General features: G+C 65.0%; 15 protein-coding genes. 9 read left to right on the forward strand and 6 right to left on the reverse strand.

Going from position 1 to position 12514, the window contains the following annotated elements; all coding sequences use genetic code 11:
• The first annotated feature begins 99 nt into the window (after positions 1–99).
• Positions 100–1014, forward strand: coding sequence for a LysR family transcriptional regulator (locus QGN17_RS09845; RefSeq protein ID WP_281044298.1), 915 nt, complete (start codon positions 100–102; stop codon positions 1012–1014).
• Here QGN17_RS09845 and QGN17_RS09850 read toward each other — a convergent pair.
• Positions 1011–2198 carry a cytochrome P450 gene (locus QGN17_RS09850; protein WP_281044299.1) on the reverse strand — a complete coding sequence of 396 codons (1188 nt, stop codon included), beginning with the start codon at positions 2196–2198 and terminating at the stop codon, positions 1011–1013. The two genes, QGN17_RS09845 and QGN17_RS09850, sit on opposite strands and share 4 nt — an antisense overlap.
• A gap of 200 nt (positions 2199–2398) precedes the next feature.
• On the opposite strand from QGN17_RS09850, the gene QGN17_RS09855 reads away from it, so the two are divergent.
• Genes QGN17_RS09855 through QGN17_RS09865 form a run of 3 tightly spaced genes read left to right on the forward strand, consistent with a single transcriptional unit; the run spans position 2399 to position 3947 of the window.
• Positions 2399–2827 carry a nuclear transport factor 2 family protein gene (locus QGN17_RS09855; protein ID WP_281044300.1) on the forward strand — a complete coding sequence of 143 codons (429 nt, stop codon included), beginning with the start codon at positions 2399–2401 and terminating at the stop codon, positions 2825–2827.
• Positions 2827–3036 (forward strand): tautomerase family protein, encoded by a 210-nt coding sequence (locus QGN17_RS09860; RefSeq protein WP_281044301.1) that lies wholly within the window; start codon positions 2827–2829, stop codon positions 3034–3036. Before QGN17_RS09855 ends, QGN17_RS09860 begins: the two co-directional genes overlap by 1 nt.
• Positions 3033–3947, forward strand: coding sequence for a fumarylacetoacetate hydrolase family protein (locus QGN17_RS09865; RefSeq protein WP_281044302.1), 915 nt, complete (start codon positions 3033–3035; stop codon positions 3945–3947). The genes QGN17_RS09860 and QGN17_RS09865 overlap by 4 nt, the downstream gene beginning before the upstream one ends.
• Positions 3948–4083: 136 nt before the next feature.
• Here QGN17_RS09865 and QGN17_RS09870 read toward each other — a convergent pair whose 3' ends face one another.
• The 5 genes from QGN17_RS09870 to QGN17_RS09890 all read right to left on the reverse strand — a co-directional run bounded on the left by QGN17_RS09870 (position 4084) and on the right by QGN17_RS09890 (position 7574).
• On the reverse strand, positions 4084–4536 hold the full coding sequence (locus QGN17_RS09870; RefSeq protein ID WP_281044303.1) for a MarR family winged helix-turn-helix transcriptional regulator: 453 nt from the start codon (positions 4534–4536) through the stop codon (positions 4084–4086).
• A gap of 78 nt (positions 4537–4614) precedes the next feature.
• Positions 4615–5316, reverse strand: a complete 702-nt coding sequence (locus QGN17_RS09875) for a class II aldolase/adducin family protein (protein WP_281044304.1) — start codon at positions 5314–5316, stop codon at positions 4615–4617.
• Positions 5306–6196, reverse strand: a complete 891-nt coding sequence (locus QGN17_RS09880; RefSeq protein WP_281044305.1) for a VOC family protein — start codon at positions 6194–6196, stop codon at positions 5306–5308. The genes QGN17_RS09875 and QGN17_RS09880 overlap by 11 nt, the downstream gene beginning before the upstream one ends.
• A gap of 2 nt (positions 6197–6198) precedes the next feature.
• On the reverse strand, positions 6199–6720 hold the full coding sequence (locus QGN17_RS09885; protein WP_281044306.1) for a VOC family protein: 522 nt from the start codon (positions 6718–6720) through the stop codon (positions 6199–6201).
• 101 nt (positions 6721–6821) lie between these two features.
• A complete protein-coding gene (locus QGN17_RS09890) occupies positions 6822–7574 on the reverse strand; it encodes a GntR family transcriptional regulator (RefSeq protein WP_281044307.1) in 753 nt (250 codons plus the stop codon).
• A 298-nt stretch (positions 7575–7872) separates the two neighbouring features.
• Here QGN17_RS09890 and QGN17_RS09895 point away from each other — a divergent pair, with 298 nt between their 5' ends.
• The 5 genes from QGN17_RS09895 to QGN17_RS09915 are packed head-to-tail and all read left to right on the forward strand — an operon-like array spanning position 7873 to position 12510.
• Entirely contained in the window at positions 7873–10074 is a 2202-nt protein-coding gene (locus QGN17_RS09895) for a TonB-dependent receptor (RefSeq protein ID WP_281044308.1), read from the forward strand.
• Complete coding sequence (locus QGN17_RS09900; RefSeq protein WP_281044309.1) at positions 10074–10838, forward strand: SDR family NAD(P)-dependent oxidoreductase; 765 nt, start codon at positions 10074–10076, stop codon at positions 10836–10838. Before QGN17_RS09895 ends, QGN17_RS09900 begins: the two co-directional genes overlap by 1 nt.
• A 14-nt stretch (positions 10839–10852) precedes the next feature.
• Positions 10853–11308 carry an SRPBCC family protein gene (locus QGN17_RS09905; protein WP_281044310.1) on the forward strand — a complete coding sequence of 152 codons (456 nt, stop codon included), beginning with the start codon at positions 10853–10855 and terminating at the stop codon, positions 11306–11308.
• 24 nt (positions 11309–11332) lie between these two features.
• Positions 11333–11743 carry a nuclear transport factor 2 family protein gene (locus QGN17_RS09910; protein WP_281044311.1) on the forward strand — a complete coding sequence of 137 codons (411 nt, stop codon included), beginning with the start codon at positions 11333–11335 and terminating at the stop codon, positions 11741–11743.
• Positions 11743–12510, forward strand: coding sequence for an SDR family NAD(P)-dependent oxidoreductase (locus QGN17_RS09915; protein ID WP_281044312.1), 768 nt, complete (start codon positions 11743–11745; stop codon positions 12508–12510). The genes QGN17_RS09910 and QGN17_RS09915 overlap by 1 nt, the downstream gene beginning before the upstream one ends.
• Positions 12511–12514 lie beyond the last annotated feature (4 nt).

Here is a 12514-nt window from a genome sequence, read left to right on the forward strand (position 1 = left end):
ACCGATATAAATATCGGAATATCCGATGGATGGTGAGATTTTCCCACATTTACCCGATGCCTTGTTGAAACGAAGCCACTACATCGGCATCATCCGTCCATGGCCGATTTCGATCTCAATCTGCTGCGGCCGCTCGATGCCCTGCTGGAAACGCGCAGCGTGACCGAGGCCGCGCGACGGATCGGCGTCAGCCAACCGACGATGAGCGGAATGCTGGCACGGTTGCGCGAACGGATGAGCGACCCCCTGCTGGTTCGCGTCGGCCGCCACATGGAGTTGACTTCACGAGCCGAAACGCTGGCACCCGAGGTGCGACAGGCGTTGCTCGCCGCGACGCAGGCGATGCGCCCCGTGACCGACTTCGACCCCGCCACCCTTGCCCGCACGTTCCGGATCATGACTTCGGAATTTGGCCTGTTCCTCATCCTGCCCGTCGTGTTCCGGCGGGCCGAGAGCATGGCGCCGAACCTCCGTTTCGAGACGGTGCTGATCGATCAGCCCGCCGCCAGTGTCTACACGGGCTCGGTCGATCTCTGCCTGACCGGTGACATACTCGGCCAGGTGGCAGGCGAGATGGCGGCCATGGTGCGTACGCAGACGCTCATGGAGGAGCATTTCGTGGGCATCGTGGACGAGACCCATCCGCTCACGGGCGCCGTGACGCTCGACGAACTCCTAGCCTACCCGCATGTCGCAACCCAGTTTCCGGGCAGTCCGTGGACGGTCGAGGATATCGGCGTCAGCGGCATGTCCGACCGCCATCCACCGCGTGTCCGTGTCGCCAGCTTCCTGGCGCTCGGACGGCTGGTTGCCGGTACGCGGGCGATCGGCGTAGTCCCTGCCCAGCTCGCCGGGCTGATGCAGACGGGCGATACCCTGCGCACCCTCTCCCTGCCCGATGATTTCGATACCATCGCGATCCGCCAGCTCTGGCACGCGCGCCATGATCAGGATCCGGCGCATCGCTGGCTGCGGGCATTGGTCGCCGAGGCGTGTGCCGAGGTGCGCCGCTAGGCGGGCGGCGTCCATGTTGCGCTCAGTTCGGGGATGAAGCTGTAGTCGCCGCCGCCGAAGCGATATTCGGGCGCCTCGTCCACGATCCGGAAATCGGGAAAGGTGACGAGCAGTTCCTCCAGCACCACCCGCATTTCCATCCGCGCGAGATTGGCACCCGGACAATTGTGGATGCCGAAGCCGAAACTCATGTGGCGGTTTGTCTCGCGATCGAGTCGAAAGCAGGCGGGTTCCTCGAAGACCGTGGGATCGCGATTGGCCGCCGCCCAGCCGACGTAGACATCTCCGCCCTTCGGAATGGTGACGCCCGCCACCTCGACCTCGCCCTTCGTGCGGCGGAAGAAGCCGAAGAAGGGCGGGTGCAGGCGTAGCGCCTCCTCCACCGCGACCGGGATCAGTGCCGGGTCCGCCGCCAGCCGGTCGCGCCGATCATGGACGGAGAATACCTCGTAGATCAGACTGGCCAGCGCCGAAGTGGTGCTATGGTGGCCCGCGCCCAGGAAAGCGGCGAGCAGCACGACATAATCGTCGTCATCGAGGCTGCGCCCCTCCACCGTCATTTCGGCGAGCGAGGAGAGGAAGTCGTCGCGGGGCGCGGCGCGGCGCGCGTGGACTTCGGACACGGTGACGGCAGCGAAATCGGCCTGACGGCGGCCGAATTCATCGGGATCGCCCTGCGCCGCGAACATCGCGATGGCCGCCTCGCGGATCGGGGGCACGCGATCCTCCTCGATGCCGACGAGGTGGCAGATGGTTTCGGCGGGCACCGGCTCGCACAGTTCGGCGACGATATCGCAGCCACCGTACGGCGCGATGCGCGCGAGGTGACGGCGCACGTCGGCGCGCACGAATGGCTCCATCGCCTCCGGCGTTTTCGGCGTCACCGCCGCGTTGAAGATCGCGCGCCAGGCGCCGTGACGCGGCGGGTCCATCTCCAGCGCGGGGATCGGGTTGCGCGGCAGCATCGGGCGCAGCACCTGCGGCTCGGACGAGAAGGTGCGGTGATCCGCCATCGCCTTGCGCACGTCCTTGTGGTCGAGCAGCATGTGAAAGCCGTCATGCCCGGTGCTGTGCGCGACCGGGCAGCGCGCCCGCGCCGCCTCGAACAGAGCGAGGCTCTCGCCCGGCTGGCTGGTGTAGCAGCTCCAACCCACAGGATCATCCGGCAGCTTCTTCTCCTGCATCACCCCTCCTTAGTGTATCCACTATCGAGTCATTGACAGTGGTCTCGCGACCCTCCGGCCGCTCGTACCACGGGGACTATATTCGAGAAAAATCGTAATCGAAAGCATTTTGGACGTATAAATCCTATCTTGACGCCGACGTCGATATTCGCGAAATGTATATCCACTTGATAGGGCGATCCGAGGAACCGGAGGCGAGGATGGTGCAGGATCATTGGGTGCTGGCGCGCTTCGCCGCCGTCGACCGCAAAGATATAGACGGCTTCATCGACATGCTGACCGACGATCACGTCTTCCTGTTCGGCGGCCGCCCACCGGTGATCGGCAAGGCCGACGCACGCGAGCAGGTGCTGCACTTCTGGTCGCTGATCGGCCGGCTGCGCCACAATATCTGGCGCGTAACGGTCGCCGCCGAGGACCTGATCTTCGTCGAGGCCGAGGTCGATTATGAGCGGCTCGACGGGCACAGCGTCACCGTGCCCTGCTGCGACGTGATCCGCACGCGCGGCAACCTGATCTGCGAACAACGCGCCTATCTCGATCAGGGACCGGTCTGGGCCGAGGCGGCCGGGCAGCATATACCGTGGGCCGCGTTGCGGGCCGAGTTGCAAGCCATGCCGTTCGCCTGATGCCGATCATCACCGTCAACCTGCTGACCGGACGAGATGCCGCGAAGAAGCGAGTGCTTATCCGCGAGATCGCCGCCGCCGCGGTGCGCGCGCTGGACGTGCCGTCCGCCTCGGTGCGCGTGATCCTGAACGAAGTGCCGCCCGAGCATTGGGGCATCGGCAACGAGACCAAGGCCGAACAACTGGAGAGGGCGAAGGAGGGGCAATGAGCGAGGCATATCGACTGGCGACCGTCGAGCAGGACGGCGCCGCCACCGTGGTGGTCGAGCGCGAGGGGGCGGCGATGCCACTGGCCGCGTTGCTGGAACCGGGCGACCTCGATCGACTGGGCGGCACGCCCGCCGACATCCTGCCGCTGCTGGCGGATTGGGCGCACTGGTCCGCCGTGCTGCGCGATCGGATCGCGGCCACCTCGCGCTTCGGCGAAGATACCCTGCCCGCCGCCTCGCTCGCCTTCCTTCCGCCGATCGCGCTGCCCCGCAAACTGATCTGTATCGGCGCCAATTACCACGATCACATCGCAGAGATGCCGATCCCGATCACACCGACCTACCCGTATTCCTTCCTGATGCCGCCGAGTACGACGCTGCGCGGGTCGGGCAAGCCCGTGGAGAAGCCGACGATCGCGGAAATGATGGACTATGAAGCCGAGCTTGCCGTGATCATCGGCAAGCGCTGCCGCGACGTGCCGAAAGAGAGAGCGCTCAACGTCGTCGCCGGCTACGCCAATTTCAACGACCTCTCGGCCCGCGACTGGATCGCCTCACGCCCGCCGATCGGGGTCGACTGGGTGAAGCACAAATGCTTCGATGGCTTCGGCCCCATGGGACCGTATTTCGTGCCGTCGGCTTTTGCCGGCGATCCCGACGCGATGCCGGTGCATCTGTCGGTCAACGGCGTGACGAAGCAGGATTCGTCCACCGCGCAGATGGTCTACGGCGTGGCCGAGATCGTCGCCCACCTCTCCTCGATCATGACGCTGGAGCCGGGTGACGTGATCGCCACCGGTACGCCAGCCGGTGTTGGCCACGGTCGCAAGCCACCCGAATATCTGCAGCCGGGTGACGTGGTGCGGATGGAGATCGGCAATCTCGGCGAACTGGTGACGCCGATCGTCTGAAATCCTCCCCCGCAAGGGGGAGGTGGCGCCCTTAGGGCGTCGGAGGGGGCGGACGGCGGATCGATAGCGGCGACACCGCCCTCCCCCTCCGTCACGCTTCGCGTGCCACCTCCCCCTGGCGGGGGAGGATCAGGGGTCAGTCCTCATGTCCGATCAGCACCCTCAGGCAGCGCAGGAAGTCGCGCCGATCGGCCTCGCTCAGCGGCGAGAGGATTTCGCGCTGCGCGGCGGAGACGGCGGCGATCCGCTCGCCCAGCAGGGCCTCACCGCCCGGCGTGATCCGCATCGTCCAGGCACGGTTGTCCTCAGGGTCCCGCTCGCGCGTCACCCATTCGCGTGCGACCATGCGGCCCAGCATCTCCTTGAGCGTGCTCTTGTCGATCCCGGTCGCGTCGACGAGATCACGCTGCGAGGCGCCCGGCTTCTTGGCGAGCGCGATCAGCAGCGCGATCTGCTGGCGGGTGACGTCGTCGCCGACATGCCGGGCGAATATCTCGTAGGAGCGCTGATGATTGCGGCGCAGCAGATGACCCGGCGCATCGAGCAGGCTGAAATCGGCGAGGCGCCGCCGCAAATCGGGATCGTCCACATCATCTCCTTGCACGCTCACCATCGCGGGCGACCATGCCGTGGAGTGCGGCCCCATATCAAGCCGCGGCGCAGACGGTCAGGCGGTGCCCCGCCATTCAGGATCACCGAAGCAGAGGAAATGCCACATCCGCTCGATCAGCGCGCCGGCCTTCACCGCGCGGCGCGCCGCCTCGTCCGGCGTATATTCGCGAGGCCGGCGGCCGGCGGCGCGCGCCGGCAGCAACGCCATCTCCACGCGCGCGGCATCCTCGAGATAGAATGCGAAAGCGGCCGCCTCCTCGATTGTCGCGCCCGCCGTCACGGCACCGTTGCCCCGCAAAACGATCGCGCCGTTATCACCCATCAATTCCGCCACCTTCACAGCGCGCTCGTCGTCCCGGACCAGTTGGACGTTGGGCCAGAGCGGTGGGAATGGCGCGAAATAGGTGCCGAAGCCATGCAGCGCACGCGGCGTCTCACCGAGTGCCGAGAGCGCCATCACCGAAGGCGACTGGAAGCGGCAGATCCCGCCCACTTCGGACCGGCGCCGGTAGATTTCGCGATGGATGCGCACTTCTGGCAGCGCGCGGGCCGGAAGCTCCCCCTCGATCGGTACGACCACGCCCGGATCGCCCGGATCCACCGTGCCGAGCGGCTGCGGCGGCGAGCAGAGGAAATGATGCTCATCGATCCGCGCGCTGACATGGCCGTAGGCATGGGCAAGCCCGTGCCGCGCCATCGCGCGCGCGGCGAGCCGCACCCCCAGCGCGACATCGGCGCTCACCCGATCATGCGGCACGCGCAACGTCCACCGGCACCTTGAACTCGGGGATGTCGGGCAGCGATCCCCACATGCAGAAGCTCGACGGCTCCTTGGGGAAGGAGCGCGGAACGTAGCTCTTCTCGTCCTCCGCCGTGATCATCCGTACGCCGGTGGAATATTCGTAGATCATGTCGTCCGGCCCCTGGAAATAGAGGAAGCGCGCGCCCGATGTCGGGTGGCGTCCGGGGCCGAAGACGACCTTCACGTTGCGGTTCTGGAGCATGTACCAGGAGCGCATGATGTCATCCTGGCTCTCCACCTGGAAGTTGACGTGCTGCACCCCCGATTTGGTCGAGGGGAAGAGCGCGACATTGTGGTGCACCTCGTTGATGCGGATCAGCGCCGCATCACCGATCCAGTCACTCACCTTGGCGCCGAGATTGGCGACCCAGAAGCCCTCGTCGGCAGGCGCGTTGCGGGTGTGCAGGCCGACATGGCTGAAATGGGTGATGCCGGCGTCACGCGTCGGGAAGTAGCGGCGCCCGCACGCCTGCGGCCGCGCGACCAGCTCGATCGTGTTGCCGCTCGGGTCGTTGAGTATCAGAAGCCCGCGCACTCGGCGCTGCTCGCGCTCCTCCGACGTGCCGGCGCGCACCCGCACGCACGCCGCATCGAACTCCGCCGCCGCCTGATCGAGCGCGGTCATCGAGCCAACCTCCCAGCCGGTCATCGTGCCCGCATCGCGACCCTTGACGTAGCAGATGTTGTGATCGCGATCGTCGCCGCGCAGGTACGCGCAGCTCCGGTCGCGCTCCATCAGCTCCAATCCAAGGATCTCGGTCGCGAAGCGGACACTCTCGTCGAGATCGTCCGATCCGATGCGAACGTAGCGAATGTCGTGCAGGTCGGCCCCCATGATCAGCCGCCCTTGGTCAGCGTCGACTCGGGGCGGGCGAACTTGCGGCTCATGTGGCCGGCGCCCTGCTGGTCACCCATGGTGAAGCCCCACGAATAACCACCCTTGGGATTGCACAGGATTTCCCAGGCGTTGTCGTCCCTGTCCCAGAAATAGAAGCAGTAGGTACCGTGCTGGACGACCGGCTTGGTGATCTTGTGCAGGCCCCATTTCTCGGCGTCGCGCTTCACCACCTCATAGGCGGCATCGACTTCGGCCTCGGTACCGACGTCGAGACCGTTATGGTTGAGGAAGGGCATCGTGTCTTTGGCCTTGGCCGGGCTCTTCACCACGACAATGATCTGATCGCCACCGAGTCGCGCCCAGAAAGAGACGTCAGCCATCTGCACGGTCTCGAAACCGAGGAACTCGTCGAAGAATTTCCGGGTGAGGACGATATCCTTACATTCCAGCGTCGCATGACTGTAGAAATTGAGCTTGAGCGCGGGCTCGGCCTTCGCGTGCGGTTCTGCAACGGTCGCCATACTCTCTCTCCTTTTGCCGCGATCGGTCCAGAAGGCCTATCGCATTTCAATAGACGTATACGTCCTAAATAGAGCCGCATCAAGCCGGCCATTGCGTATCGCTACAACCGACCCGCCGCGGCACCGGCGATCGCGAACTGAAGGCTCATGCGCACACGGCCGGTATCATATTCCGGCGCCAGCGCGGCCAGCAGCTCCAGCGCGGTACGTGCGAGGTGACGCGCCGAAAGCTCGCCCGCCAGCATCGCATTGCCCGACGAAACTGCATCGAACAGCGCGCGATGCTCCTGCTCGCCACGTTGCCACCAGCCGGGCAGATGCTCGCCCTTATAGGCCGACTGATAGCGCTCGGAGCGTTTCTCCAGCGCCTCCAGATCGGCGGTGTAGGCGTCGCCGGCCTGCGCCACGATCAGTCGGTGGAACTCGCGGTGCAGCCCCTGCCAAACCGTGAAGCTGGCATGGGCGTCCTGCCCTTCGAGCGCGTGGACCACCTCGTCCAGCCGCTGCTTCAGTGCCGCCGTCATCGTGCGCGTCGTGAAGGTGACGGCGAGCGATTCCATCATGATGCGCTTCATGTAAAGCGCCTCGATGTCCCTTGGATCGAAGCCGAGGACCCGGCTTCGGAAATTGGGCTCACCGGTGACGAGGCCGCCTTCCTGCAGCATCCGCATCGCCTCACGCACTGGCGTACGGCTGACATGGAGCACCCGCGCCACTTCGACCTGCGACAGCACCGTGCCCGGCTTGAGACGCCCTGTCAGGATCGAGTCCTGCAACGTCTCATAGACTTCCACCGCCGTACGGCGGCCATCGCCGCGCTCCAGCGGCCTCAGAATATCGGGTTCCAAACTCACGCCTCTTGAATGCATGACTGGATACATTCTGGCAAGTAGCCAAGAGCAAGCCGAATTCCGACAAACGGCATATGGTCGACCCATTATTCCTAGCTCTGCCGTAAAATCGATAAATGGACGTATGGGTCCTATCTTGACTCGAATCGAGCCAGGTGCAAAAAGTGCGTCCACTTCTTGTCGGGATCGATCGGAAGCAACCGGGCCGGCGAGTCGGGAACCGGTCGATCCCCGCAATCCGGCTTCACGGCCGAACACGACACAGACGCGAATCAGCGCAGTCACGAGGAGGGGAGAGACGATGAAGAGCGAAACGATGAGGTGGATCCTCGCCACGAGTGCGCTGGCATGGGTCGTTGCCGCACCGGCCCACGGTCAGGACACTCCGCCATCCACCTCCGCGCCGGGATCGGCCGGCAGCGGATCGGGCATCGCCGACATCGTCGTGACCGCGCAGAAACGCAGCGAGAACCTGCAGAAGGCTCCGGTCGCGATCACCGCCATCGGCGGCGCGACGCTGACCGAAAAGGGTGTCACCAACCTGACCGTCGCGCAGGAACTGGTGCCCGGCGCGCGTTTCCATCAGGAAGGAAATACCGTGCAGGTGTTCCTGCGCGGCGTCGGCTCCAACCTCGATTTCGCCAACGTGCAGCCGTCGGTCGCTTTCAACTTCAACGGCATCTTCATACCGCGCGAAGGCACCAGCGTCGGCCTCTACGACATCGACCGGTTCGAGGTACTGCCCGGACCGCAGGGCACGCTCTACGGCCGCAGCGCGATCGGTGGCACCGTCAACGTCAGCTTCAGGAAGCCCGAGTTCGTCAACGGCGGCAGCTTCAATCTCGAAGCCGGCAACTACAATCTGGCGCACGTCACCGGCGTCGCCAACTACGCGCTATCGAACACCCTCGCGGTACGTGCCGTCGCGGATTACATCTACCGCAGCGGGTTCATGCACACGGATTCGGATTCCAAGAAGGACTTCTCGGGCCGCCTGAGTGCGCTGTGGAAGCCCAACGACGATGTCAGCCTCTACGTGTGGGGCTATACCGCGCAGAAGCATGGCAATACCCCGAACCTCGTCAACAAAGGCTCGAAGCCTGTCTACGACGCGAACGGCAACCTGACCGGCTTCGTCTATGACGAAAACGCCTTCCTGACGAAGAATCCCTATAACGACTCCCGTCCCGGCCAGCTCGCCTCGACCGCGCCGTTCGGGCAACCAACCACCTCCACGCAGCATTACAACAATTGGGCGGGCGGCGCGCAACTCGACGTGAAGCTCGGCGACCACGTCACGCTGACCGATATTCCCGGCTACGTCTATCTGAACGCGATCACCAACGTATACTGGCTGGGTGCGATCCCCGCCTACAAGCATGACGAATATCACCAGGCCAGCAACGAACTGCGCCTGTCAGGCGACATCGGGAGCCGGCTGAACTGGCTGACCGGCCTCTACCTCTATCATAACGTGCAGCAGGGTCAGGGCATCGTGGGCACGGCGAATGGCCCCGCCAGCGTGCCAGCCGGATCGCTCTTCCCCTTCTATTCGAGCCACGTACTGCGCAATCGCCTCGAAGGCGGCGCGGTGTTCGGGCAGGCCACCTACAAGATCGGCGACAAGCTGCGCCTTACCGCTGGCGCGCGTTACGGCATCGACAAGACCAAGGCGAACGGCATCTCGCTCGACGATCAGGTCACGCCGTATTTCTTCAACCACACGGTGCACCGCTTCGACTACAAGGTCGGCGCGCAATACGACATTACCCCGCGTATCATGGCCTATGCCCAGTTCCAGACGGGCTATCAGCCGGCGACGTTCAACGAGGTCGCCAACCTGCCGGGTCGATCGAACCTGGTGAAGAGCGGCAAGCTCAAATCGGTGTCGGGCGGCATCAAGTCGCGCTGGTTCAACAACACGCTGCAGATCAACGACGAGATCTTCTACTCGGTCTACAACGATCTGCAGACCCAGGCCTATGACGCCAGCGCGCTCTATAACCCGATCTTCAACGCCAAGAAGGTGAGCATTCCCGGCAATCAGCTGGATATCTTGTGGGAGCCGACCCGCAACGACAAGATCAACCTCTCGGTCAGTTACATCAAATATCGCAACAAGAATTTCGTCGAGCCAAACGGGTTGAACTTCAACGGTCTGTCCGGCCCCTATGCGGCAGACTGGACGATCAACGGCGGCATCAGCCACGATTTCCAGATGAGGAGCGGCTACGTCCGCGCTTCGGTGGACGGCCATTACGAAAGCAAATGGTACGCCGATTTCGTCCACAATCTCGGCACCCGGCAGGATGCCTATGCCAAGCTGAACGCCGAGCTGATCTATTATTCCGATGACGGTCGCTACAATTTCGGTTTCTGGGGTCGCAACCTCACGAACAAGGTCGTGATCGCCGCCACCGCCGCCGCCGGCATCCCCGGCCCGGCCACGGCCTATCTCGATGCGCCGCGCACCTACGGCATCCGGGGAGGGTTCAAGTTCTGATGGGTATCCTGTCGGGCAAGTCGATCATCGTCACCGGGGCCGGCGGCGGCATCGGGCGGGCATCCTGCCTGGTGCTGGCTGCCGCCGGCGCTCGGCTTGTCGTCAGCGACGTCGCCGAGGCGGCGGGACGCGAAACGACCGAAGAGGTCAATGCCCAGGGGGGAGAAGCCATCTTCGTCGCGGCCGACCTCGCGTCGGAAGAGGCGATCGCCGGCCTGGTGACGGAGACGATCGAGACGTACGGCCGGCTCGACGGCGCATTCAACAATGCAGGCGTCGAGCAGCGCAACAAGCCGCTCGCCGATCTGACGCTCGCGGAATGGAGCCACGCGATCGACATCGATCTCACCGCCGTATTCCTCTGCGTGAAGCATCAGGTGAAGGCGATGCTGGAGACGGGCGGCGGATCGATCGTCAACACCGCCTCCTCGCTGGGTCAGGTCGGCCTTGCCGGCGCTTCCGAATATTGCGCGGCCAAGCATGGCGTGATCGGCCTCACCCGCGCGGCGGGCGCGGATTACGGCCCGCACGGTATCCGCGTGAACGCGGTGCTGCCGGGCATCACCCGCACCCCGATGATCGCGCGGCTGAGCGAGGCCCCGCAGCTTTCCGCCGTCTTCGATCGTCTGCGCTCGCGCCACTCGATGGGCCGCTTCGGCGAGCCGTCCGAGATCGGCGAGAGCGTGAAATGGCTGCTTTCGGACGACGCATCCTTCATGAATGGTGCCGCGGTCGCGTGCGACGGCGGCTACCTGTCCATCTGACCAAAGGAGCATCCATGTATACGCTCTCCTACGCGATCGAGGTGAACCCCGAGGGCGTCTCCCCTGTCCTCAACGCCGAGCAGGTGTGGAAGGGGCTGGAGATGAAGGCGGAGAACGCCATGCCCTTCGTGCCGGGCATGACCAAGTGCGAGATGACCGAGCGCAAGGACAATATCATCCTGCGCGACATCACCTTCGCGGGGAACGACTTTCAGGAACGCATCACGCTCCATGCGCCCGTGCAGGTGCAGTTCGAGCGGATCGGCACCGGCGGCTTCATCCAGAACACGATCAGCGAGAGCGAGAAGGGGCTGATGCTGGCCTTCACCTTCGCCCTCCCCTTCCCCGGCACCGAGCCGGGATCGAAGGAGGAGCGCGAGAAGGGCGAGTCGATGCGCGGGTCCTACGTGGGCGCGGTCGGAGCGACGCTGAAGACAGTGCGCGAGATGGTCAGCAAGGGCGAACTGTAAGGCTTGTCCGAAGGAGAGGACGACATGGCGACTGAGGCAAATCCGATCGCGCCGACGGTCGCGATCGAGGGCGACGACTGGGCGGCGGACTTCTTCCGCTCCGCCGACAGCTTCGACATCGAGCAGCTGGTCGGCTGGTTCGCCGACGATGTGGAGGTGCGCTTCGGCAACCAGCCCGCCATCACCGGCAAGGCCGATGCGCGCGCCGCGTTCGAGGGTTTCTGGGGCAGCATCGGCGGGATGCGCCACAGCCGCGAATCCGTCGTCTCGCTCGGCGACATGGCCGCGCAGGCGAGCATCGTCACCTACACGCGCCACGACGGTAGCGACGTCTCGATGCCCGTCTCCAGCCACCTGCGCCGTGTCGGCCCCGGCAAGATCGACCGGCTGTGGATCTTCATCGACATGGCCCCCCTGTTCGCGGTGGCCGTCTGATGGACCTGACCCAGCGCCTCGCCGGCAAGACCTGCATCGTCACCGGATCGGGCGGCAGCATCGGCCGCGCCACCTGCCTTCGTTTCGCCGCGGAGGGCGCCAATGTCGTCGGCTGCGACATCGCCCCTGCCGGGGCTGAGGAGACGGTGCGGCTGGTGGCCGAAGCCGGCGGCTCGATGATCTCGGTCCACCCCGCCGACCTCACCGACAAGGCGGAGTGCGAGCGGCTGGTGCAGGCGGCGGTCGAACGCTTCGGCGGCATCGACGTCCTCTTCAACAATGGCGCGATGGCCTATTTCGCCTGGATCGAGGAGATGGACGACGACACCTGGTCCAAGACGATCAACCAGGAGCTCGATCTCGTCTTCCTGCTCACCCGCGCGGCATGGGGCGAGTTGAAGAAGTCGCAGGGCTGCATCGTCAACACCGCCTCGCTCTCCGCCTGGGCGGGAATCGAATTGCTGCCGGGCCTCGCCCACACGGCGGCAAAGGGCGGCGTGCTGGCGATGACCCGGCAGCTCGCCATGGAAGGCCGCAAGCACGGCGTCCGCGCGAACAGCGTCTCCCCCGGCACGATCGAGACCAACCAGACGCGCTTCATCCTCGAAGATCCCGAATGGACCCGCATCCAGGTCGGCCGCGCGATGATGAACCGCATGGGCCAGCCCGAGGAGGTGGCGAGCGTCGTCGCCTTCCTGGCGAGCGCGGACGCCAGCTACGTCACCGGCGCCGACGTGGCGGTGGATGGCGGCGTGCGCTGCTGGTGAGGCG

This window comes from Sphingomonas oryzagri (assembly GCF_029906645.1).
Classification (GTDB): Bacteria; Pseudomonadota; Alphaproteobacteria; order Sphingomonadales; family Sphingomonadaceae; genus Solisphingomonas; species Solisphingomonas oryzagri.